Origin of the sequence: Rothia nasimurium (assembly GCF_035916755.1) — a bacterium.
Lineage (GTDB): Bacteria > Actinomycetota > Actinomycetes > Actinomycetales > Micrococcaceae > Rothia.
In genome coordinates this window covers 166,223-188,007 of the sequence record NZ_JAYWIX010000001.1, presented here as the reverse complement: position 1 = coordinate 188,007, position 21,785 = coordinate 166,223, and the positions used below count along the sequence as shown (strand labels likewise).

Sequence of the window (21,785 nt, the reverse complement as noted above, 5' to 3'; positions counted from 1 at the left end):
GCCGTGGGCCCGGCGCAACGGTGCGGGTGTGTTTTGCTCTAGGATAGCGGGCTTGCATGAGCGTACCCTTAGGGTAGTTTTGACCTCTTCACCAGGTGATTTGACGCTTCACTAAAGGTCACTTAAACGCTAAGACTCCCGCTGACCTAGAGGATTCAGTGGGAGTCTCGATAGGTTTTTTACACCGGGCACCCAGTTAGTGACACTTTGTCTAGTCACGCCGGGGCGGGCGTCTTAGCGGGGGCCGAGCAGACCGAGCTGGGCGACGGCGTCCTTCTCTTCAACCAGCTCAGCCACAGAGGCCGCGATGCGCTGGCTGGCAAAATCTGAGTGCTGCAAACCGTGAACAATCTCATATCCACCTGATGAACACTTGACGGGGAAAGAGCTAATGAGCCCCTCGGGCACCCCGTAGGAGCCGTCGGAGGGTACCGCCATGGAGGTGCTCCGCTCCCCCGTTCCCAGCACCCAGTCACGCACGTGGGCCAGGGCGGCGTGGGCCGCGGAGGCGACGGACGAGCCACCGCGCACCGCGATAATTTCGGCTCCACGCTGGGCAACGGTGGGAATAAAGGTTTCTTCGATCCAGGTCTGGCCAAGGTTCTTGTCGGCAAGTGCGTCGATAGCGGGGCGGCCGCCGACGGTGGCGTGGAAGAGGTCGGGGTACTGACTGGCAGAGTGGTTACCCCAGATGGTGATGCCGTCGATTTCGGGCACGGTAGCACCGGTGGCGGCAGCCAGCTGGGCAACCGCCCGGTGGTGGTCAAGGCGGGTGAGGGCGGTGAAGCGTTCCAGGGGGACGTCCGGTGCGTGAGAGGCGGCAATGAGGGCGTTGGTGTTAGCCGGGTTGCCCACCACAGCTACTTTCACATCGTCAGCGGCCCGGTCGTTGATGGCCCTCCCCTGCACCGAGAAAATACCGCCGTTGGCTTCGAGCAGGTCAGCACGCTCCATGCCCTTTGTGCGGGGGCGGGAGCCAATGAGCAGGGCGATATTGGTGCCGTCGAAGCCAACGGAGGGGTCGTCGGTGATGTCGACAGATTCAAGCAGGGGGAAGGCGCAGTCGGCAAGCTCCATCGCGGTGCCCTCAGCGGCCTTGAGACCGGCCGGGATTTCGAGCAGGCGCAGGCGCATGGGAGTATCGGGGCCCAGCATTTCACCTGCCGCGATGCGGAAGAGGCTGGCATACCCGATCTGGCCAGCGGCGCCGGTAACGGTGACAGTAACAGGGTGCTTCATTGCATGTGTCATGCACAACATTTTACCCTGCCCCTGCCCTCAACACGCTTAGGCGTCGATAGCTGTGTGGTCGAGCTTGGTCGCACCGCGGATAATGAAGTCCTTACGCGGTGCCACTTCTGACCCCATCAAGAGGGTAAAGGCCCGTTCGGCAGCCTCGGCGTCCTCAACCCGCACACGACGGAGCATGCGGTGGCGGGGGTCCATGGTGGTTTCCGCCAGCTGGTCGGCGTCCATCTCGCCCAGACCCTTATAGCGCTGGATTGGTTCCTTATAGCTCTTGCCCTCAGCTTCCAACCTATCCAAGAGCTCGTGGAGCTCCTTCTCAGAATAGGTGTACACCATCTCATTAGCCTTGCCACGATTAACCACCTCAACCCGATGCAGGGGCGGCACAGCGGCGTAGACGTGGCCTGCCTCAACCAGCGGCCGCATGTAACGGTAGAAGAGGGTCAGCAGCAGGGTGCGGATGTGGGCGCCGTCCACGTCCGCGTCCGTCATCATGATGATCTTGTTGTAGCGCTTCTGCTCTAGGTCGAAGGTGCGGCCAGAACCGGCGCCAATGACCTGAATAATGGCGGCGCACTCGGCGTTCGCCAGCATGTCGGTCAGCGAGGCCTTCTGTACGTTCAGGATCTTGCCGCGAATGGGCAGAAGGGCCTGATAGGTCGATGAACGTGCCAGGCGGGCGGTACCCAGCGCTGAGTCACCCTCCACGATGAAGAGTTCGGACTTCTCCACGTCGGTGGAGCGGCAGTCCACCAGCTTGGTCGGCATCGACGAGGTTTCCAGGGCGTTCTTGCGGCGCTGGGTTTCCTTGTGAACTCGCGCCGAAATACGCGACTTCATCTCGGCAACCACCTTTTCAGAAACAGCCGCCGCCTGGGTCTTCTCGCCCCGCGCGGTGGAGTTCAGCTTGGCCGCCAGCTGCTTGGCAACCACCTTGGAGACAATCTGACGCACCGCCGGGGTACCCAGAATCTCCTTGGTCTGGCCCTCAAACTGGGGCTCGGCCAGACGCACGGTGAGTACGGCGGTCAGCCCCGCCAGCACGTCGTCCTTTTCGATCTTGTCGGTGCCAGCCTTGAACTTACGCGCATTATCGGCAATGTGCTTGCGGAAGGTCTTGAGCAGGCCCTGCTCAAAGCCGGTCTGGTGGGTGCCGCCCTTGGGGGTGGCGATGATGTTGACGAAGGTGCGCAGCTTGGTTTCGTAGCCGGTACCCCAGCGCAGGGCAACATCAACCTCACACTCGCGTTCCACTTCGGTCAACTGGGAGTGCCCCTCAGCATCGAGCACGGGGACGGTCTCGGTGAAGGTATCGGTGCCGGTGAAGCGCCAGATGTCGGTCACGGCCTGGTCATGGGCAAGGTAGTCCACGAACTCAGAAATACCGCCATCGTGCTGGAAGACCTCTTCGTGGGTCTCGAACTCGCCGGGTGTGCCGGGCAGACGGCGCTCATCGCGCACGGCAATGCGCAGGCCGGGAATGAGGAAGGCGGTCTGGCGCGCACGAGCCGCCAGGTTCTCGTAGCTGAACCGAGCGTCCGGAGTGAAAATCATGGGGTCGGCCCAGTAGCGCACGCGGGTGCCGGTAACCCCGCGCTTGGCCTTGCCCACCACCTGCAGGGCGTCGGATGAGGCTGTGAAGGGGGCATCGGGCTTGGGAGTGCGGGAGTCCTCGAAGATGCCGGGCACTCCGTGGCGGAAGCTCATCTGGTAGGTCTTACCGCCGCGGTCCACCTGTACGTCCAGGCGGGAAGAGAGCGCGTTGACGACCGAGGCACCCACACCGTGCAGACCGCCCGAGGCGTTGTAGGAGCCGCCGCCGAACTTACCGCCGGCGTGCAGCTTGGTGTAGACCACCTCAACGCCGGAGAGGCCGGTGCGGGGTTCAATGTCGGTGGGCACGCCGCGGCCGTCGTCCTGCACCTCAACTGAGCCGTCCTTGTAGAGAATGACCTGGATGGACTGGCCGAACCCTGCCAGGGCTTCGTCGACCGAGTTGTCGATGATTTCCCAGAGGCAGTGCATGAGGCCGCGCGAGTCGGTGGAGCCAATATACATGCCGGGGCGTTTGCGCACGGCTTCGAGGCCTTCGAGCACCGATAGGTTGCGGGCGGTGTAGTTGTTTGCTGCCACGAAACTCTCCTGCAGGTATGGACGGGGTGCCTATCTAGTGTAGTACACGTGTTCGGTTTGGCGGGTCTTTGGCGGCGCGGACGCCCGCGGCCGATAGGCGGGAAGGGCGGGTTTAGCGCTGTGGGCGAAAGGACGTGCGGGGCGGCCCGGTCGGTGGTTGTATGGAGGGTGAGGAAGAAAGCTTTTGAAAGGAGCCTATCGTGAGTGCAACTCTTGAGACCCGCCGCGAGCTGACCACCGCCGACCGCTGTGATGCCTGTGGCGCCCAGGCCTATGTACGTGTGGTCATGGGCTCGGGCCTTGACCTGCTCTTCTGCGGCCACCACGCCCGCGCCAAGGAAGAGGCTCTGCGTTCTGTGGTAGCTGAGTGGGACGATCAGACCGACCGCCTGAGCTAACGTCTACTCCCCGCCCCGCCGGGTAGGTACCATCTAAATCAGAAAAACCCACCAACTAGGTGGGTTTTTCTGATTTAGGTGGTCTTTTCTGATGCGTGAAAGATTCAAAGAGGTTTTGCATATCGATTTTCAACATGAAACGATGAAGGTATATTGATAATCAATATGCCTCGCTAGCAGTAAAGGACCGCATGCCATCAGAAGAAGAACACAGCATCACCTGTCACTTAGATAACCTCCTTGAAGAGCGCAACATGAGCCTGGTGGAGCTCTCGAATCAAGTGGGGGTCTCTGTTGCAAATCTTTCCATACTGAAAAATAACCGCGCCCGCGCCGTCCGATTTACCACCCTCACTGCCCTCTGCCGGGTGCTCGACTGCACCCCTGGTGACATCTTTACCTGCAAGGACGAAGGAAAAGACTCATGAAAGCTCTATCAAATTATTTTGGTCTTACAGGCGACCGCACCAGGCCCCAGCCCGCTGAATACCAGTTCTCAGTTGCGACAGTTTATACAGCTTTTGCTGTAGTATTTATTCTTTACCTTGCCTTTGTGCAGTGGCCAGAGCAGGGAATTCCCAGCTCTCTTCACCGCTACAATCCTGAGCTAGAGGGCGGTACCTACTGGGTCAGCTCCGAGGGGCTGAGTACGGGAACCCAGGTTCTGGCTTGGCTAGCTTTTGGGTGGAAGCTTCTCGTGTACCTTTGTGTAGCTGTACTTCTTCATCAAGTCGCTAAGTCTTTTTACCGTAAGGCAGATTTCACACTGAAGGCCCTGAACCGCCTTCGGGTTATCCCCGTTGTACTACTTATCGGAATGATTGGGTATTCCCTACTCACCGATTTAACTGCCCGCGGAATAGAAAAATCCGCAGGGCTCAGCAAGGTCGAGTTAGAACCGACTTTTATGTCAGATCAGGGGCTCGTAACTTTTCTCTTTATCGCCACACTGTTCTTTATTGAGGGAGCCCTACGACGGGGACTAACTCTACAAGAAGACTCAGACGGAACCATATAAGCTCAGCCGTTCCCTAGCAATTACACCTTACTGAGCACCCCAAGTACCTATCCCTAGAAGTTTCTTAGCACAAGGATGCCCCCATGCTTGAACAAACATTTCATGTCGCCGTCCCCACCGCCTTTGCTTCCGATGAAACCTTAGACACAGGAGCAACCCTAAGACATATAGAGTGGCTCATTGAACAGGGCATCGATTCCGTCATGGTCTCCGGAAGTACCGGAGAGCAGCACAGTCTTTCGATAGCTGAAAAGCTGGAGCTCCTAGCCGGATTGGGTAATCTAGCGACACCTCAAGGATTCGAACTTCTCTTTGGGGTAGCTAGCATCCGACTCAAAGAAGCTATGCAGCTGGTCAGCGAACTCCACGAAGCACCTCATATTACCGGCATGGTATTGGGCTTCCCTCCCTATATCCGCCCTACCCAGTCAGAGGCTATCTACTATGTTCGTGAGCTCGTAGGCCGAACTAGCAAACCAGTGGTGCTCTACAACAACCCAGCCCGCACCGGCTTCAATCTCTCGCTTGAAACGCTTGAAAAGCTCGCAGATATCCCGAACCTAGCAGGTATCAAAGAGGCCGCAGGGCCAGCACAGGTCAAGGCAATCAAGAAGAATCTGCCTCACCTTCCTATATATGCAGGGGGCGAAGTCAGCCTCGCTGAGAACATACAGGCAGGGTGTTCCCGAATCTCATCTATTGGCGGCAACCTCTACCCCCAAGAAGTCAGATCATGGTTCACAACTCTTCTTGAGCACCCAGATATCCCCTGTCCAGAGCCTTTACACGCCTATCTAGCAGAACTCTATAGTCACCAGGCTTTGCCTTCCCTCAAAGCTTCACTAGCTGTAACAAACCATAGTGTGGGCATCTGCCGTTCTCCCCTAGGGACAGCAAACTAACATCAGTACAGTTTCTACGATAAAAATCTCTGCTTATCAGCCCTCATCGATGCATTCAATGAGCAACTCAACTAAAACTAACAATCAAGGGTTTTGACTATAAGAAAAAACAAGATGGAATGATCATTGAAGTGGTCTTTTCCGGGAACCGCTAGACCCCGTACCGGCTAAACACCGCCACCGCTTCCACGTGGTGGGTGTTGGGGTACATATCAAAGGCTTCGACGCGTACAAGTCGCCAGCCCTCTGCGCGCAGGTAGCCGGTGTCACGCCCCAGGGCCGCCGGGTCGCAGGCAACATAGACCAGGGTGGAGGGGTTCAGATCAGACACCTGCTCCATCACGGTGCGGCCAGCGCCCTCACGAGACGGGTCGCAAATCACCACGTCAGGGGCGGCGTAGTGCCCCTTAGCCACCTCACCGCTGATCTTCTCAAGCACCCGGGCGACGTCCCCGCGTTCCACGCGCACGCGCGTCCGCTCAGACCTGTGGGTGCGTGACGGGCCTTCGTCGCCAAAGTTTTCGGACGCGTTGCTGCTGGTCACCGGGGATCCCTCAACTGACAGCACTGTGCCCCTGTCCCCCACCGCGTCAGCAGCCAGGGCGGTGAAGAAGCCTGCACCTGCGTAGAGGTCGTAGACCGTCATCCCCTTTTTCAGGCGGGCAGCTTCAAGCACCGCGTTGCCGAGCACCTCGGGGGCGGCCCGGTGGATCTGCCAGAAGCCGGTCGCGGCTACGTTCCAGTAGAAGTCCTGGGCGTAGACGGTGGCGGTTTCCAGCAGGGTGGGGTTGGCGGCACCGGCGATGACGTCAGCGGGTTTGGTGCCACGGCGGCGTCCGCTCTTTTTCTCGGGGGTGAAGACCAGGGTAATCATGCGCTCTTCCAGCGCCCCCCACAGGGCCCGGGCCTGGGCCTCAATTTCCTGAGCGACCTCTACGGGCGTAGTCCGCGATGACACGGTAAAAACCACCGCCAGCATATCGGTGGCAGCTACAGCCACATCCACCCGAGTGATACCGGCCAGCTTGAGGCGGTGCAGCTCTAGGGCCTCAATGCGCTCATCGGCCAGGGGAAAACCGGTGACGGGCACGGGGGTTGAGCTAGAGTGCGGGAACATGGCAATCTGCTGGCTTTCGCGTTCCACCGCAAAATGCACGCGGGTGCGCCAGTGCAGCCCCCGGTCGTTGCCGGGCAGGGAGTGAACGGGCAGTGAAGCCAGTAGCGGGTGATTTTCAGGTACCCCACCCAGACGCACCAACTGTTCCTTCACGATCTGCTGCTTGTAGGCCCGCTGGGTTGTTAGGTCCAGGTGCCCGTATTCCATGCCGCCGAGGGGGTGAGCGGACGCGAGCGCGTCCGCCGGTGCCCAGGGGTGGGGGCGGCGCTCCGGTGCGGGGGCCTCTACGGAGACGACATCCGCGAAGAAGAAGCGGCCCTTGGGCCCACGGCCGGTGATGCGGGCGGTAGCTCGCTCCCCCACAACTCCGTGACGGACGAAGATGACGCGATCGTTCGCCCTAGCGACGAGGGCACCGCCGTGGGCCGGACGCTCGGGGGTGAGTTCTAGGAGGTCGCCGATAGCGGGTTCGGGTGAGGTGGGGCTAGTGGTCATGGTTTCTCGCTTAGGTAGGGCATGGGGAGGCGTTAGCGGTCGATTTGCCAGGGCACGGAGGCTACAACGACGCCCGGTTCGTGGCGCAGGCGGGCTTTGAGTTTATGCACGGTGCGGCGGTGGAAGATGCCCTGCCACCAGTGGGAGACCACGTATTCGGGCAGGTAGACCACGAGCACGTCGCGGGGGGATTTTTGTCGCATCTGCTGCACGTATTCGAGCACGCTGGCGGCGGGGTTGCGGTAGGGCGAGTCTAGCACGGTCAGGTCGACGGGCAGTTCAAGGGCTTCCCAGGTATCGATGTTTTCGCGGGTGCGGGCTTCGTCCACGTTCACCACGAGAGCTTCGATGGACGAGGGGCGGGAGGCTCGTGCGTAGGCGAGGGCCCGGAGTACGGGTTTGCGTACCCGCTCAACGTAGATGAGGGCGTGGACGCGGGAGGGCAGCGCCCGGTCTGCGGCCAGTTGTTCGGGGTCGGCTGAGAGGGCTAGCTGCCGGTCTATATTGCTGTAGTGTTTGTTGGTTTTGATCATGAGCCAGGTCAGAAGAAGAATGAGCAGCACGGTGACCCAGGCACCGTGGGTGAACTTAGTAAGAATGATGACCACGAGTACGGTAACCGAGGCACCGGTGCCGATAGCGCTGATGCCGATGTCGCGCAAGAGGGTGCGGCGTTTTTTGGTATCGAGAGTGATGCGCTGGGCCCGCCAGCGGTTGCGGAGCACCGCGTACTGGGTGAGGGTCATAGCGGTAAAGACACCTACAATGTACATCTGCACCAGGGCGTGCACGTTGGGGCCGACGATAGCGACCAGCAGCATAGAGCTGGACCCCAGAGCCAGAACGCCGTTGGCGTAGAGCACGGTGGAGCTACGAGCGGAAAGATGCACCGGCAGATATTGTTTAGCGGCGATGGTGGTCGCTAGCATGGGGAAGCCGGTGAAGGCCGTCATAGCCGCCACGATGAGCACACCGATGGTGGCTGCGCCCAGCAGGACGCTGGCCAGGGGGATGCCGAAGATAGCGTCGGTGATTTGGAGCAGAGCGGGCACCTGGTGGAAGTCTTCGCCCGCGGGCTGCCCGTTAATCAGTAGCCCCTGAGCTGGGTCAAGGACGCTGACCACCCCGGTTTGCCGGGCCAGGTAGAGCACCCCCAGCAGGGACAGGGCAGACAGGCCGCCAATCACTATCAGGCTGGTGGCCGCGTTACGTTGACGCGGCGGGGCAAAGGCCTTCACGGCGTTACTAACGGTGTTCACCCCAGTCAGTGCCACAGATCCGGAGGCAAAAGCCCTCACCAACAGCAGGCCAACACCGAGATGGGTGGTCAGCACCTCTGCAGCACCATCGGCTACCACCACCGTGTAGTCAGCCGATACCGCGCGCCCGAGCTGCCCGGTGGCGTCCGCAATGAGACCGCAGGCCACGGTTACCGCCAGAAGCACTAAAAAGACGTAAGAGGGAAGGTGCGATACCCGCAGCATCACCTTGAGGCCGCGCAGGCAGATAAAGGTCACCAGAGCAATGAGGGAACAGGCAATCAGCCGCTGATGCCCCAGAAGCACCGGGGTAATCGATTCAAGGTACTGGGCAGCAGAAGACAGCGACACCGCAACCGTGAGCATAAAGTCAACCATCAGGGCCGCCCCCAGCACGATAGCGGCGGTTATCCCCAGGTTCTGGTGCACCAGGGCGAAGTCGCCGCGCTCGCCCACATGCTGGATGTTGTAGCGGTAGGCGCCCACCACAACCAGCAAAATCAGGGCAATACCCAGCCCCACCAGGGGCGAGTAGGCGAGGGCACCGTGGCCGGCCAGGAGCAGGGTCAGCAGAATTTCGTCGGGGGCATAGGCAACCGACGAGAACCCGTCCGCCCCGAAGAGGGGTAGGGCACGGCGTTTGGGCAAGTTGCCTTTCTTTGCGTGCCTGCTGGTGACGGGGGCACCAAAAATCAGGCGGGTGGCCGCGCTCCTAATATTTCTCACAGGCTCTAACCGTAGTCGGTAGAGCGGGGAAAACACAGCTATACACACCACATTTTGCTTGTGGGTAAGGACGCCCCCGCGCGGCTATGGCGCGCCGGTTGGGCGGTGGGGCCGCCGGGCGTAGACTAGAGGCAACCCTGCTGTGCGGGGTTTATGTTTGTTTCCGTCGTGGTTTCGTGAGGTGCTAAGTGCCCCATTTTGTGATTATGGGTGCTGGTCGTGTGGGCGTCATGCTGGCCCATACCCTAGAAGATGCGGGTCATTCGGTTGCTGTAATCGATCAGGATGACCGGTCTTTCCGCAGGTTGCGCAAGGATTTTGCGGGTAAGAAGGTGACCGGTGTGGGCTTTGACCGCGAGACCCTCAAGCGGGCCGGTATTGAGCACGCCTACGCTTTTGCCGCGGTGTCTTCTGGCGATAACTCCAACATTATTGCCTCCCGCGTGGCTCGTGAGACCTTTGGGGTGCAGCACGTGGTGGCCCGTATCTACGACCCCAACCGGGCTGAGTTCTACCAGCGTCTGGGTATTCCTACGGTGGCTGCGGTGCGCTGGTCGACAGACCAGGTGCTGCGCCGCATTTTGCCGGAGCAGGCTATGGCCGGTGATTTTCGTGAGGCTTCGGGCCGCCTGATGCTTGGTGAGCTGCAGTTGCACGCGGCCTGGGCTGGGCACGCCCTGACCGAGATTGAGCGAGCTGCCGGTGTGCGCGTGGCCTACCTGACCCGGTTTGGGGAGGGTATGCTCCCCACCAAGGAGACCTCCTACCAGCAGGGCGATACGGTGCACGCAATGATGCGCACCGAAGACATCAACGACATTGCCAGGGTGCTGGGTACTCCCCCGGCACGCAACGCTGAGGGGGATCTGGAATGGAAGTAATCGTTATCGGCGCTGGCTCGGTGGGCTCATCTAGCGCCCGCGAACTACTCTCCCACGGCCACACGGTCACCATTATCGACATCAAGCCCGAGGCGATTTCCCGCAGCGACATTCAGCACGCCCACTGGGTGATTGGGGACGCCTGCGAGCTGTCCGTCCTGCGCCAGGCCAAGCCCGAGAACGCAGACGTCATTGTGGCCGCCTCGGGCGACGACAAAACCAACCTGGTGGTATCGCTGCTGGCCCGCAGTGAGTTCGGGGTACCCCGCACCGTGGCCCGCGTAAATAACCCCAAGAACGAGTGGCTCTTCGACGACTCCTGGGGCGTGGACGTTGCGGTTTCTACCCCGCGCCTCATGACCGCCCTGGTGGAAGAAGCGGTAGAGGTGGGCGACGTTGTCCGTCTGCTCACCCTCAAGACCGGTAGCGCCACCCTGGTCGAATACACCGTGCCCACCGACCACCCGATTATTGGCCACACCGTCGATAACGTGCAGTGGCCCTACGAGACTACCCTTACCGCCATTCTGCGCGACGGGGTACCGATTACCCCCAGCGGCGACGACGTGATTGAGGGCGGCGACGAGCTCTTCTTCATCACCACCCCCACCGGTGAGGACGACATCCGCGCCCTCTTCAGCTAGCTCTCTTCGTGCTTATCAGCAAAAAGGACGCCGGCCCCGCCTTCTTCGCCGAAGGTGGGGCCGGCGGCGTCCTTGCGCCTGCGGCTAGAGGGCCGGAACAATCTCGTAGCGCGGGTTGTACATGAGGGGCTTCTCGCGGGTGCTCAGCATGCCCGAGACCCGAAGATAGCCGCCTGCCTCTATTCCCGGCACCTGGCGCTGACCCTGCCAAATCAGGGTCAGCACCGTACCGGGGCTCAGGGGCGGGAACTCCGGGTAGAGCACCCGGGGAGCCGCCCGGTTAACGCTAAACCGGGTGGTGAAGCCGGTCTCCTCATCCAGCACAGAAATCTGGCCGGTTGAGGTGTCTTCGGTGGTGCTCACATCGGTGGTGTCATCGAGATCTTCACCGGTCTCTGCAATGGGCATACCCGTCATGGGGTGGGTCTTAGCCGGAGGAAGGGGCTTAGACTTATCGACCAGCAGGGTCACCTCGAACCGGGGGTTAGCCCCCACATGCGACATGTGCACGCGGGTTACACGCCCGGCGGCCCTGGCGCGAAAACGCTCGGGGTACTCTTCCAGGCGGGTGACCGGCCCGGCAGCCCGCTGCTGGGTAAAGGGAGACTCAGTCTCAGGCATGGGCGCTAGCCGATTTCAGTGATTTCGGGGCCGCGGCGGGGCACCTCAACGGTGGGCTTCTTCTCAGCCTGGGCAGCCGCTGCGGCAGCGGCCTGGGCGGCAGCGGCGTCCTGAATGTTCTGGGGTACGCGCATGGGCAGCAGGTCGCGCGGGGGCATGGGGTCTGAACCGCGGTTGACCACGATGGTACGGAAGACCTCTTCAAGGGCGGTAGCACTCTCACCGGGCAGCACGGCCTTACCCGAGAAGACACCACGGACGAACCAGCGGGGCCCGTCCACGCCCACGAAACGAGCGATACGGAAGCCCTTGCGTCCGTCGGGAAGTTCAGCGGGTACGCGGGAAATCAGCTGACGCCCAAAGGGGCCATCGTTGATATCAACCTGGCCGCCCTGACGTCGTACGCTTTCAGACAGTTCCTTACGGATCTCATCCCAGATACCGCGGCTCTTAGGAGCCGCAAAAGCCTGCACCTGTAGGGTGCCTTCCCCCAGCTGCAGGGTCACCGCGATAACCTGCTGGGTCTTCTGGTCCGCCTCAAGGCGCAGGTTCAGCCCGGGGTTGCTCTTGACCAACAGGCCGCCCAGGTCAATGTAGCTAGAGCCGGTGCGCTGCTCGGTGATGTCAAAGGGGCCGTTATCACGGGTAAATTCCACAAAGGACGCAGCTGCTAACTCGTCCGCAGCGGGCTGGGGAGCCTCGCCCTGGGTAGCCTCAGCAGGTGCTTCTTCGGGAACGCTGTCGTTCCCGTTGTGCTCTACCGCATCACCAGCCGTGCCCTGTTCACGCTCAGCCGCGGCGTCCGCGCCATTCTTTTTCTTACCAAAACCAAACATAGTGCCTCCTTCGGCCCTCGCCTATCTACTGCTCTTACTGTACGCCCGTTGAACCGAACCCGGCAGTTCCGCGCTCAGTTTCGCTCAAACTCTGCACCACATTAAAAGTAGCCGGCTCAAACCGCTGAATAACCAGCTGGGCAATGCGGTCACCGCGCTGAATCTCAAAAGCCTGCTCCCGGTCGGTATTAAGCAGGCAGACCATGAGCTCACCCCGATACCCGGAATCAACGGTGCCCGGCGCGTTCACAATCGTAATGCCGTGCTTAGCAGCCAGACCCGAACGGGGGTGCACCAGACCCACATAGCCCTCGGGCAGGGCGATGGCCACACCGGTCGGCACTAGGGCCCGTTCACCCGGTTGCAGGGTGAGGTCCACGCGCGAGCGCAAATCAGCACCGGCGTCCCCGGGCTGGGCGTAGGCGGGGGGCTCAATTCCCTCATCGAGCATCTTGATATCAATCTTAAGCTGATTCATCACCCTCTTTACTGTACCGGCTTAAGTGCTCCGGTGCCGTCCACATCGGGCGCCAAAACCCCTTAGACTAGAACCTGTGCGCCGGGTTTGCCCCGGCTCATACTTCACAGTTTGTCCCTCGTCGAAGGAAGCTATGCCTGCTACCGTCCCCACCGTGCTCTACCGTGAACGTCTGGCCCCCGGAATCGGCCTGTGGATAGGTTGCCTGGGTGTTGGCCTAGCCTCCTTCCTGGTAGGCGCACCGATTAATATCACCGCTGGAATTATTGCCGGTATCGTGATGTTCCTGCTGGTCGGCGGAATACTCTACGGCAGCTCCCCCACCATCGAAATTACCGAGACAACCGTGCGCTTTGGCCGGGCCCGTATCGAGCGTGACTATGTTGGTCGGGCCTACGCCTTCCGAGGTGAAGATGCCCGCCTCGCTACCGGCCCAGCACTCGATGGCCGCGCCTACATGTGTTTCCGCGGGTGGATTACCTCAGTCATTCGTATTCAGATCACTGACCCGGCAGACCCTACCCCCTACTGGATTGCGTCCTCCCGCCACCCCGAAAAAATTGCCGCCATCCTGAATGAGGGTCTGCCCGAAGAAGACTAATAAGACGCCCAAAGACTGTTAGCACCTGGCAGACATACATCATTTCTGGCTGATACGAGGGCGGGCCCGCGTTATATAACGCGGGCCTGCCCTCGTACTTTTGAAGTTTCTTAGTCTTAGCTCTCGCACTCGATGCAGAACTTGAGGTCGCCCTCTTCGCGGGCGATCTGGGAGCGATGACGCACCAGGAAGCAGGAAGCACAGGTGAACTCATCGTCCTGTGCAGGGAGCACCACAACGTTCAGCTCTTCATTGGAGAGGTCAGCACCGGGCAGCTCAAAACTTTCGGCCGCTGCGTTTTCGTCCTCATCCACTGCACCTGACTGCATTTCTGAGGGGCGTGAACGCAGCTCCTCAAAGGACTGGTCCTTGCTCTCTTCATCCTGCTTGCGAGGTGCATCGTAATCGGTTGCCATGGTTTTCTCCGTATTAAGTGTGCGAAGGGTAGATACCCCCTCTGTCTGGTCTGGGGTACCTGCACCTCGGTCTTGGTGTCGACCAACTCTGCGCTCGTCAGGGTCTACGACTGTGTTGAGGTGACGGGTAGAATTGTTCACCATTGCCCCCGATAATGCAAGTGCAAACTTCATGTTCTCTCTCAGCGAGTCACAATGGCTCAGACAGGGCTGATACGGGAGCAGAAAAATATTTCAAGCTCTTGCTGAACTTGAGCGAAAAACCCTTGAAAAACCGGGTTTTTTCAAAACTTCTCTCCTGCCCCCAGCTACTTTAGCTTTCAAGCACAGCTTGAGCCGGTAGTCTTTCAAGTAAGTGTAAAGATTGAAGTGAGCACCCCTCTCTGCTGAGGCGGTGCCCGGCCCCATCTAAGGAGACCGAGCAGTGCGAGAACTGCGACTTGCTGGCATTCACGACGACGGTGAAAACCTCGTCCTCGAATCATCTGACGGCGCAACCTACCTCTTGCCCATCGACCAGAACCTACGGCAGAGCATTGCCCGCGCCCGCCGTATCAGCCCCCTGCGCGGCGGCAGCGCTAGCGGAGCCTTTGGCCCCCGCGATATCCAGACCCGCTTCCGCCAGGGTGCAACGGTTGAAGAGATTGCCGCAGAGTCAGGGTGGGAGCCGGAGCGCGTGCGCCGCTACGAGTGGCCCATCGTCGCTGAACGCGCCAACATCATCCAGACAGCCCGTACCGTGGTCATCTCCCCTGCCCCCGGCCAGGGTGGAACTGCTCAGAGCCTCAATCAGCACATCGAAGCTGTATCTGAACGCTTCGACTTCTCCCAAGCCCCGATGGAGTGGAGCACCTGGCAGCAGGAGTCAGGCCAGTGGACCGTGTCTGTCGATGTAGAGCTAGGCGAGGACGCCCAGGCTAACTTGCCCCGCGGCGTCATGTTCCCCGCTCGATGGAACTTCAACCCTGCCAACCAGAGTATCTACGCTTCAAACGAAGCCGCCTACTTCCTCATGGGCCGCGACCACTCCCACGATGCCCCCATTCCGGGCCCGGCCAAGCAGGCAGCGGCGCCCCAGGACGAGGCTGCAAGCGACGTTCCCGAGCAGGCTGCTCCCGCTACCGTTGGTGTTCAGGTTGCCGAGCCCCGCATCGCCCGCGTGAGCATCCCCGAGCAGAAGGAACAGAACGAGCTGCTCGACGAGCTGGCCGCCCGCCGCGGCGTCCGCTCCTTTGACCCTGCCAGCGAGCGCAAGCTAGCTGACCTGCTCGAACGTGCCCGCCGCAGCTCCCGCCCTGCCCCCGCGGCCGAGGTGCAGGCCGATCCTGCCCCTGAAACCGAAGAACCTGCTGCGCCGGTAGCCGAAGAAGCAGCCCAGCAGCAGACTGCCGCTAGCGAAAATACAGCCAGTGAAAATGCCACTAGCGAAAATACCGTAGAGCAGCAGGTACCTGAGGAGGCTACCGAGAATAGCACCGAAGCTCCGGTAGCTCTTGAGGAAGCTCCCCTGACCGCCGAGACTTCAAGTGCTCAGGGTTCCCTGCCTGATGAGCAGGGCCAGGGCACCGATGGCTCGCCCGTCGCTGTGGAGCCCCAGCGCGAAGCTGATTCCCGGCAGGCTCAGTCTCCCCTTACCGAGGGTGCAGAAGATGCCCCTGAGGCGCAGGCCGAGCAGGTAGAAGAAGAGCCTAAGGCCCAGCAGCCCAAGGCTAGCCGGGCCAAGCGCACCAGCGTACCGAGCTGGGACGACATTATCTTCGGCAACCAGCGCCGCTAAACCCGCCGCTGGCAGCGCCTGCCCAAGCCCCGCGTCCGCCCCTTTTGGGGAAGGGCGCGGGGCTTTGCTCTTACTGGTGTAAGGGCCAAGGGAGGTCGCCGATTTCACGGGTGTTTTCGTTAGAGGCACCACAGCACCAGCAAGCTTTCAGCGCGTACACTAGATACAGTAATCTCTCTTATTTTCACCGCACCAGCCCACGTCGCAACCGTTTCGCACACGGGTAAAGGGCTTAGAAACACTTGATAAGGAAAACGTGACCACGCCCCGTTCCCACCAGTCACCCAAGTCTGACGACCAGAAGCCCACCACCGACGACGCCACCGAGGCGCTACCCGCTCCTGCTCCCGAGGGCACTGCCGATGATGCGACCGAAACCCTCCCTCTGGCAAACGGCTACGAGTACGTGACTGCCGATAGCGGGAGCACCCGCACCGTGATCGACACGGACGACGATTCCCTAGCTTTTGGTCTCATGCGCAACGGGGACGTGGTTGAAAAGCTCACCCGCGAAGAACGACGGGCTGACCGGGCCGCTGAAAAAGCTGCGGCGAAAGAGGCCGAACGGGCAGAAGAAGCCCGCAGGCAGGCAGCCCTGGCCGCCGCCGCGGCCGCAGCAGCTGAACGTGACCGCCTAGCACCTCCAAGTGCAGCAGATGAGCAGGAAGACCGCAAGACCGGTTCAAAGGTCTTTTTTGTGGGATCTGCGGTTCTCACCGCCGCAGCTATCGCCCTGGTTGCTGCTTTCTTGCTCCCCCTGAACGATGATGCCTCTCGCCAAACCACGGTAGAGGTAACCCCCAGCCCCACGGTGGCAGAGGCCAGCTCGTCGGCAGCAGAGAGCTCAGCAGCGGCGCCGGTACCCAGCTTTAACACCAAGGCTCCCACCGTTACGGAGCAGGACGGCGGCACCGAAGAACCGGTAGCCCCCGGCAGCGTACTCTATGCCCCCACCCAAGAGGATCCCGTAGTCGAAGCAACCCTGGAGCCTACCCCGCTTGAATCAGCGCTAGAAACTGCCCCGCCTGAGCCCACTCTTGAAGAGACCCCGGCGGCGGAAGAAACCCTCACTCTTGAACCCACACCGGTAGCTACAACCCCGGCCGAGGTAGTAGCTCCCACCGATGCGACTCCTATCGACGAGCCCAGCCGCCCCGTTGAAACCGACTCTGCCGCCGAGACCGCCAGCGCAGCCAGCCTCTCCAACGCTCCAGCCGCTGACGGTAGCAGCCTAGCTCCCGCCCTAGCAACACCTACCAGCCCCTAGCCGCACGCGGCGGGGCGGGCGTCCGCACCGGTTCTAGCCGGTGGGTAGCATCAACAGGGGCACCTGAGTTTCCTCAAGTGTGAGAGACCCGTGCTGGCCCACCATCTGCAGGGCGTGGGGCTTGTAGTGCCGCATGTCGTAGAGGGCGATAGGTTCGCGGGCAGCCACGATAATATGGCCGATACGGCGGCGGGCCTCATCGGTTACCGGCTGGCCAAAATAGCCGGCCTCAAAGAGTTCTTCTGAGTCAAAGACCCAGGCCTGGTCGCCCCAGGCCTCAGCCCACCGGCCCAGGGCGTTCTGGCGGGCAGAAGTGCTGGTGTCTTTCAAGTAGAGCTGCACCATGCGGGGTTCGCCCGCCGTCAGCTCAATGTTATCCAGCAGAGCCGTATCGCCCGAGTAGTCGATGCGGTTCTCAGGGGCGATATCGACCATGCCGTGGTCTGCCGTCACCAACAACAGCACGTGCGGGGGCAGCCTGCGAGCCAGCGACTTCAGCGCGAGGTTAAGCTCTTCCAGCTGCTCTAGCCACTGGTCAGACCGGGTACCGAACTTGTGTCCGGCCTGGTCAATTTCCCCCCAGTAGAGGTAGACCAGGGACGGTTTACGGGAGTTCAACAGGCTAGCAGCCAGGGTGGTGCGGGCTGCGTACCCGGCTGCGTGCACGAAACGTCCGCCCCGCAGGCCAGCCTCGCTCAGACCGGTGCCCGCATATTTACTCAGCGATACTGTCGCTACATCCAGGTGGTTTTGGTAGCGTTCAAAGACCGTGGGGTGGGGCTGCCACTGATGGGGGTCGACAGCCTTGTCCCAGCCCGACAGCTGGTTCATCACGGCCCCGGTAGCCGGGTTTTTCACCTCGTACCCGGCCATGCCGTGGTAGCCCGGCGGGGTGGCTGTTCCCAGGCTGCTGAGTGAAGCCACCGTGGTCGAGGGAACGGCCGAGTGAATCGGGCCGAGTTGGGTGGCCTTTTTCAAGAAGGGGGCATAGGAGCCGTAGGAAGTCAGTAGGCTCTGCCCCAACCCGTCGACCATGACCAGGCAAACGCTGCGGTAGCGGGTAGGGTCAACCCCGGCGGCGCGCAGGCGGTCTGCCAGGCCGAGCAGGTCGTGACGTCCTGCCCCGTGCAGGGGGTGCGGGTCGGGGGTGATAGCCCCCTGGGCGACCAGGGTGCCGCAGGATTCGAAGAGATTGGCTAGGTTGTTGCCGCCGTAGCCGGGTTCGGTGGGTAGGGCGTTACCGCAGTAATCGGTCAGGACGCTCATCTTAGGCCCCTGCCTGGGCGGAGCCACCTGCCGGGGCGGCTACCTGGTTCATTGCTGCCATGTGGGCAGAGCGCAGTGCGCGGGCGAAGCTCCTAGCCTGATCGGTCGCAGCTTCCCCGTCGGCCGGGGCGCTCACACGCAGGAGCATGTCTTCTCGTGGGCCCATACCGGTGTAGCCGTGGTCGGCATCGCAGGCGGGGTCAGGGCAGTCTGCCGGTTGCACATCAAGGCGCTGGGAGCCCGTCCAGGCGATCAGCATCGATACTTCTGAGACGGGTCTACCGGCCCGGTAGTGCTGGGGCTGCGGGTAGGTGTAGCTGATGGTCAGGGTTCGAATACGGCTCACGTGCAGGGTCTCAACCGACACGTGGGCGAGCACCTGCTGGCCGCTTTCGTCGAGGTTCTGGTCATCCAGGTGGGCGACCAGGAGCATCTGACCGGCCAGCACCAGCACCGTAATGTGGCGGTGCACCTCGTTCTGGTCAAAGTGGGTCTCGACCTGAACCAGGTGCGAGGTAGGCACCAACCCCGCCAGGGCTTCATCGACCGTATCGAGGACGAGCTCGGGGTAAAATCCTGCCTGCTGAATATCCCTGGTGAGGGCTTCGGCTGCGCTGAGGTTCATCGTCTCGTCTCTTTCTAGGGTGAATCTGGCCAGTAGGTCTACCCTCCATCTTAGGTCATGACTAGGTTACACTTAGCTGCTCATGGTTCGGCGGGCAGAGTCGGTGCGCTGTTGGGGGTTACCCAGGCGTATCTTGGCACCCACCACCGTGAGGGTCTCTTGTGAGAGCAGGACGGGGTTGAGCTCAAGGTAGGCAATCTCGGGGTGGTTGTCTTTCATCAGAGCTACCCGAGCGCAAAGATCTTCGAGCAGGTCCACCCGCACCTGGGGCAGGTCGCCGTCAGCAAAGAGCTTGACTGCGGCCTTGGGCGAGCGCACCATCTTATAGACATCCCGTTCGGTCAACGGTGGGATGCGGTGGGCCCAGTCTTCCAGCAGGCTGGTAGCATCCCCGGCCATACCGAAAGAGACCACGGGGCCAATCAGGGGGTCTTCGATGCCGGTGAGTACAGCTGTTTGACCGGCAGGAGCCTGTTTCTGCACGGTGAGGTCGAACCTGCCATAGGGTTCGAGCACGCGGTGCATTTGGGCTATTTCGCTGATAAGTTCGGCGTCGCTTTCGATGCCCAGGCGCACGCCGCCCAAATCTATGCGGTGGCGCAGGAAGTCGTCAATTGTTTTCAACACGACCGGGTAGCCGCCTGCCCGGGCAGCGGCCTCAACCGCTTCTTCTGCGGTGTCAAAGCCGTATTCGGGCAGCAGGCTAATGCCGTAGTGGGCAAGGAGTTCTTCGGTGGCAGAGGCTGGTACATCGAGTAGGTTCTCACCGCTCACCTGGGTCAGGTGCTGGGCGATATCAGCAGCCGCAGCCTTGGGGCTGACGTTCTCGGGAGTAGCCAGAACCCCGGTTTCTTTCTCCCGCCACTCCACATAGTCCATGACGCTTGCCAAAGCCAGTATAGAAGCCCCCGGGGACTCAAAGCAGGGCAGCCCTTCTTGCAGGGTGGGGGCGCTCTCCCCCGCTGCGTCGTTCTCTGCTGGGGCGGGCGTCCGCTCATCCGGGTCTTCCCAGATTCCGCGAAGGGCTGCATCAAAGCTCAGCGTGCCGGGGAAGGCAGCAACCACGGGTTTTCCGGTGCGCTTGCCTGCGCGGTAAAGGACGCGGGCAACATCCTTGGGGTCGATAGAGTCGCCGGTGAGGAAGACACCAATGGCTGCATCAATATCTGATGCTTCGAGGGCGCTGGTTGCCACGTCCTCAAGCACCTCCAGCCCGTCGATCCCGTCATCGGTGAGCCTCAGCATGGACTCGGTCACCCGCACATCGATGTTCAGGGCCTCGGATTTGTCGGCGATAATCTGCCCCAGGGCTGAGGCGTTGGAGAGGATAGCCACGCGCCGCCCAGCGGGAAGGGGCTGGGAGACCAGCACCTGGGCCACGTCGAGCACCTGGTCGAAGGTTTCGGCGCTGATGACTCCAGCCTGCTTGAACATGGCGTCCAGGGCTTCGGTGGGGGCAATGGAGGTTCGCCCCGAATGCCCGGGAGGGAGCTGCTGGCCGGTCACAGCGTTCTTGGCCACGAGTACGGGCTTGACGCGGGAGAGCCTGCGGGCGATACGGGAGAACTTTCGGGGGTTGCCGATAGATTCAAGGTAGAGGGCGCAAACGCGGGTTGCTTCGTCGTCTTCCCAGTACTGCATGATGTCGTTACCCGACACGTCGGCGCGGTTACCCGCTGAGACCAGGGACGATACACCGATGTTGCGTTTGACGGCGGTGTTAGAGAACATGGCGCCGATAGCCGAGGACTGGCTAAAGAGACCCAGGGCGCCGGGTTTGGGATCTTGGGCGCTGATGGTGGCGTCAAGGCGGACGCCAGGGTTATTGTTCAGCAGGCCGAAGGAGGCAGGACCAATGACGCGCATACCGTGGCTACGTGCCGATTTCACCAGGGCTTTTTGACGGGCGCGGCCGCGGGCCCCGTCGTCCGCGTAGCCGGAGGTGTAGATGAGGACGCCGCGGACGCCCGCCTCGCCGCAGGCTTCTACGGCTGCGGCTACCTCGGCGATGGGGACGGCGATAATAGCTAAATCTACACGGGCCGGTACTTCACCGATACTGGGGTAAATGGGCACCTCACCGGCAGGTAGCTGGTCCTCGTTGACGCCGTAGAGGGTGCCAGTGAATCCGCCTGTCACCAGGGTTTTAATGACCTTGTGGCCGTTGGCTTCCCAGCGGGGCGCTGTACCGATCACGGCAACGGTATCTGGGGCAAGGAGCTCGGCGATAGATTTGGCTTCGGCGCGGTGCTCGCGGGCTTCCATCACGCCGCGGGAGCGGTCGGTGGGGTCGATGTTGAAGTAGACCATGACCAGGCCGTCTTCAAATTCGCGGGAAATCTCGTAGCCCGCATCGGTGAAGACATTGAGCATTTTGCGGTTCTGGGGCAGGACTTCGGCGCTGAACCTGTCAATGCCGCGTTCGTTAGCAGCTGCTGCGAGGTGTTCTAGCAGGATTGACCCGATGCCGCGCCCCTGGTGGGCATCGGAAATCATGAAGGCTACTTCGGCCTCCGTGGGGTTGTGGGTGCGGTCGTAGCGGCCGATGCCGATCATTTCATCGCCCAGCATAATGACGAAGGCAACCCGGTTATTGTGGTCCACCGTGGTGAACCGGGTCAGTTCTTTGTCGCTCAGGGTGGGTTTGTGGGTGAAGAAACGCAGGTAGATAGTGCGCTCTGACTGGCCCGAGTACATTTTTTCGAGGGCTGCCCGGTCGGTGGGGACAACGGGGCGCAGGTTGGCGGTGGCTCCATCGCGCAGGACGACGTCCGCCTCCCAGTGGGCCGGGTAGATAAAGGGGATTTCGTCGGTTGTGGGGTGGGCCGGGTCAGCCGGCGTGAAACGTGGGGCCTGGCCGTCCTGCTCGTAGCGGCCTGCGGGTGCTTCTGATTCAGTCACGGGGTGCTCCTGGGCGTGCTGGGGGCGCTTTCCCCCATCATAACGCGATTGAGGTGGAGCTCACAGCGTGTGGTATTCCAGTAAGGCTTTACTTCATAATGCGCACACGAATATTAGTGTGACCGTTATCTGCCTGCACCCGGCTAACTTCAAAGAGATCTACCGCTTTAATCAAG

20 protein-coding genes are annotated in these 21,785 nt (G+C 61.2%); 9 read left to right on the top strand and 11 right to left on the bottom strand.

The genetic code is table 11. From position 1 onward, the window contains the following. Positions 1 to 234 precede the first annotated feature (234 nt). Positions 235 to 1,251 (bottom strand): malate dehydrogenase, encoded by a 1,017-nt coding sequence (locus tag VSX42_RS00835; protein WP_326502538.1) that lies wholly within the window; start codon positions 1,249 to 1,251, stop codon positions 235 to 237. 36 nt (positions 1,252 to 1,287) lie between these two features. After that, a complete protein-coding gene (locus tag VSX42_RS00830) occupies positions 1,288 to 3,381 on the bottom strand; it encodes a DNA topoisomerase IV subunit B (protein ID WP_326502537.1) in 2,094 nt (697 codons plus the stop codon). Between the two features lie 200 nt (positions 3,382 to 3,581). Here VSX42_RS00830 and VSX42_RS00825 point away from each other — a divergent pair, with 200 nt between their 5' ends. The 4 genes from VSX42_RS00825 to VSX42_RS00810 all read left to right on the top strand — a co-directional run bounded on the left by VSX42_RS00825 (position 3,582) and on the right by VSX42_RS00810 (position 5,699). Beyond that, positions 3,582 to 3,779 carry a DUF7455 domain-containing protein gene (locus tag VSX42_RS00825; RefSeq protein ID WP_326502536.1) on the top strand — a complete coding sequence of 66 codons (198 nt, stop codon included), beginning with the start codon at positions 3,582 to 3,584 and terminating at the stop codon, positions 3,777 to 3,779. A 191-nt stretch (positions 3,780 to 3,970) separates the two neighbouring features. Then, complete coding sequence (locus VSX42_RS00820) at positions 3,971 to 4,207, top strand: helix-turn-helix transcriptional regulator (protein ID WP_326502535.1); 237 nt, start codon at positions 3,971 to 3,973, stop codon at positions 4,205 to 4,207. After that, positions 4,204 to 4,797 (top strand): hypothetical protein, encoded by a 594-nt coding sequence (locus tag VSX42_RS00815; RefSeq protein WP_326502534.1) that lies wholly within the window; start codon positions 4,204 to 4,206, stop codon positions 4,795 to 4,797. Before VSX42_RS00820 ends, VSX42_RS00815 begins: the two co-directional genes overlap by 4 nt. An 83-nt stretch (positions 4,798 to 4,880) precedes the next feature. Continuing rightward, entirely contained in the window at positions 4,881 to 5,699 is an 819-nt protein-coding gene (locus VSX42_RS00810) for a dihydrodipicolinate synthase family protein (protein ID WP_326502533.1), read from the top strand. Between the two features lie 151 nt (positions 5,700 to 5,850). Here the strand turns inward: VSX42_RS00810 and VSX42_RS00805 are convergent, their stop codons facing one another. Then, on the bottom strand, positions 5,851 to 7,311 hold the full coding sequence (locus VSX42_RS00805) for a class I SAM-dependent RNA methyltransferase (RefSeq protein WP_326502532.1): 1,461 nt from the start codon (positions 7,309 to 7,311) through the stop codon (positions 5,851 to 5,853). Between the two features lie 32 nt (positions 7,312 to 7,343). Further along, the gene (locus tag VSX42_RS00800; RefSeq protein ID WP_326502531.1) at positions 7,344 to 9,218 is read right to left on the bottom strand and encodes an APC family permease; all 1,875 of its coding nucleotides are present in this window, start codon (positions 9,216 to 9,218) and stop codon (positions 7,344 to 7,346) included. Between the two features lie 266 nt (positions 9,219 to 9,484). Between VSX42_RS00800 and VSX42_RS00795 the strand changes: the two genes are divergently transcribed. Together VSX42_RS00795 and VSX42_RS00790 are read left to right on the top strand one after the other, a co-directional pair. Then, a complete protein-coding gene (locus tag VSX42_RS00795; RefSeq protein ID WP_326502530.1) occupies positions 9,485 to 10,177 on the top strand; it encodes a TrkA family potassium uptake protein in 693 nt (230 codons plus the stop codon). After that, positions 10,168 to 10,821, top strand: a complete 654-nt coding sequence (locus VSX42_RS00790; protein WP_135011890.1) for a potassium channel family protein — start codon at positions 10,168 to 10,170, stop codon at positions 10,819 to 10,821. The genes VSX42_RS00795 and VSX42_RS00790 overlap by 10 nt, the downstream gene beginning before the upstream one ends. Positions 10,822 to 10,905: 84 nt before the next feature. Here the strand turns inward: VSX42_RS00790 and VSX42_RS00785 are convergent, their stop codons facing one another. Genes VSX42_RS00785 through dut form a run of 3 tightly spaced genes read right to left on the bottom strand, consistent with a single transcriptional unit; the run spans position 10,906 to position 12,756 of the window. Continuing rightward, on the bottom strand, positions 10,906 to 11,442 hold the full coding sequence (locus VSX42_RS00785) for an asparaginase (RefSeq protein WP_237211986.1): 537 nt from the start codon (positions 11,440 to 11,442) through the stop codon (positions 10,906 to 10,908). Between the two features lie 5 nt (positions 11,443 to 11,447). Beyond that, positions 11,448 to 12,278 carry a DUF3710 domain-containing protein gene (locus VSX42_RS00780; protein WP_326502529.1) on the bottom strand — a complete coding sequence of 277 codons (831 nt, stop codon included), beginning with the start codon at positions 12,276 to 12,278 and terminating at the stop codon, positions 11,448 to 11,450. A gap of 34 nt (positions 12,279 to 12,312) precedes the next feature. Beyond that, positions 12,313 to 12,756: a dUTP diphosphatase gene (gene dut / locus VSX42_RS00775; RefSeq protein ID WP_326502528.1), complete on the bottom strand. Its 444-nt coding sequence runs from the start codon at positions 12,754 to 12,756 to the stop codon at positions 12,313 to 12,315. Between the two features lie 133 nt (positions 12,757 to 12,889). Between dut and VSX42_RS00770 the strand changes: the two genes are divergently transcribed. After that, positions 12,890 to 13,357, top strand: coding sequence for a DUF3093 domain-containing protein (locus VSX42_RS00770; protein WP_326502527.1), 468 nt, complete (start codon positions 12,890 to 12,892; stop codon positions 13,355 to 13,357). 116 nt (positions 13,358 to 13,473) lie between these two features. Here VSX42_RS00770 and VSX42_RS00765 read toward each other — a convergent pair whose 3' ends face one another. Then, positions 13,474 to 13,773 (bottom strand): DUF4193 domain-containing protein, encoded by a 300-nt coding sequence (locus VSX42_RS00765; protein WP_083091691.1) that lies wholly within the window; start codon positions 13,771 to 13,773, stop codon positions 13,474 to 13,476. A 424-nt stretch (positions 13,774 to 14,197) separates the two neighbouring features. Here VSX42_RS00765 and sepH point away from each other — a divergent pair, with 424 nt between their 5' ends. Both sepH and VSX42_RS00755 read left to right on the top strand, forming a co-directional pair. Beyond that, positions 14,198 to 15,550, top strand: a complete 1,353-nt coding sequence (gene sepH, locus VSX42_RS00760) for a septation protein SepH (RefSeq protein ID WP_326502526.1) — start codon at positions 14,198 to 14,200, stop codon at positions 15,548 to 15,550. Positions 15,551 to 15,806: 256 nt separating this feature from the next. After that, entirely contained in the window at positions 15,807 to 16,817 is a 1,011-nt protein-coding gene (locus VSX42_RS00755; protein ID WP_326502525.1) for a hypothetical protein, read from the top strand. Between the two features lie 33 nt (positions 16,818 to 16,850). Here the strand turns inward: VSX42_RS00755 and VSX42_RS00750 are convergent, their stop codons facing one another. The 3 genes from VSX42_RS00750 to VSX42_RS00740 form a co-directional block, all read right to left on the bottom strand. Beyond that, positions 16,851 to 18,083 carry an alkaline phosphatase family protein gene (locus VSX42_RS00750; RefSeq protein WP_326502524.1) on the bottom strand — a complete coding sequence of 411 codons (1,233 nt, stop codon included), beginning with the start codon at positions 18,081 to 18,083 and terminating at the stop codon, positions 16,851 to 16,853. A 1-nt stretch (position 18,084) separates the two neighbouring features. Beyond that, positions 18,085 to 18,708, bottom strand: a complete 624-nt coding sequence (locus VSX42_RS00745) for a DUF5998 family protein (protein ID WP_326502523.1) — start codon at positions 18,706 to 18,708, stop codon at positions 18,085 to 18,087. Between the two features lie 72 nt (positions 18,709 to 18,780). Beyond that, entirely contained in the window at positions 18,781 to 21,609 is a 2,829-nt protein-coding gene (locus VSX42_RS00740) for a GNAT family N-acetyltransferase (protein ID WP_326502522.1), read from the bottom strand. Positions 21,610 to 21,785: the final 176 nt, after the last annotated feature.

Coding starts and splice junctions, on each gene's coding strand:
- VSX42_RS00835 (WP_326502538.1), bottom strand. CDS start 1,251: ATGACACATGCAATGAAGCACCCTGTTACTGTCACCGTTACCGGCGCC.
- VSX42_RS00820 (WP_326502535.1), top strand. CDS start 3,971: ATGCCATCAGAAGAAGAACACAGCATCACCTGTCACTTAGATAACCTC.
- VSX42_RS00815 (WP_326502534.1), top strand. CDS start 4,204: ATGAAAGCTCTATCAAATTATTTTGGTCTTACAGGCGACCGCACCAGG.
- VSX42_RS00810 (WP_326502533.1), top strand. CDS start 4,881: ATGCTTGAACAAACATTTCATGTCGCCGTCCCCACCGCCTTTGCTTCC.
- VSX42_RS00805 (WP_326502532.1), bottom strand. CDS start 7,311: ATGACCACTAGCCCCACCTCACCCGAACCCGCTATCGGCGACCTCCTA.
- VSX42_RS00790 (WP_135011890.1), top strand. CDS start 10,168: ATGGAAGTAATCGTTATCGGCGCTGGCTCGGTGGGCTCATCTAGCGCC.
- VSX42_RS00785 (WP_237211986.1), bottom strand. CDS start 11,442: ATGCCTGAGACTGAGTCTCCCTTTACCCAGCAGCGGGCTGCCGGGCCG.
- VSX42_RS00780 (WP_326502529.1), bottom strand. CDS start 12,278: ATGTTTGGTTTTGGTAAGAAAAAGAATGGCGCGGACGCCGCGGCTGAG.
- dut (WP_326502528.1), bottom strand. CDS start 12,756: ATGAATCAGCTTAAGATTGATATCAAGATGCTCGATGAGGGAATTGAG.
- VSX42_RS00770 (WP_326502527.1), top strand. CDS start 12,890: ATGCCTGCTACCGTCCCCACCGTGCTCTACCGTGAACGTCTGGCCCCC.
- VSX42_RS00765 (WP_083091691.1), bottom strand. CDS start 13,773: ATGGCAACCGATTACGATGCACCTCGCAAGCAGGATGAAGAGAGCAAG.
- VSX42_RS00750 (WP_326502524.1), bottom strand. CDS start 18,083: ATGAGCGTCCTGACCGATTACTGCGGTAACGCCCTACCCACCGAACCC.
- VSX42_RS00745 (WP_326502523.1), bottom strand. CDS start 18,708: ATGAACCTCAGCGCAGCCGAAGCCCTCACCAGGGATATTCAGCAGGCA.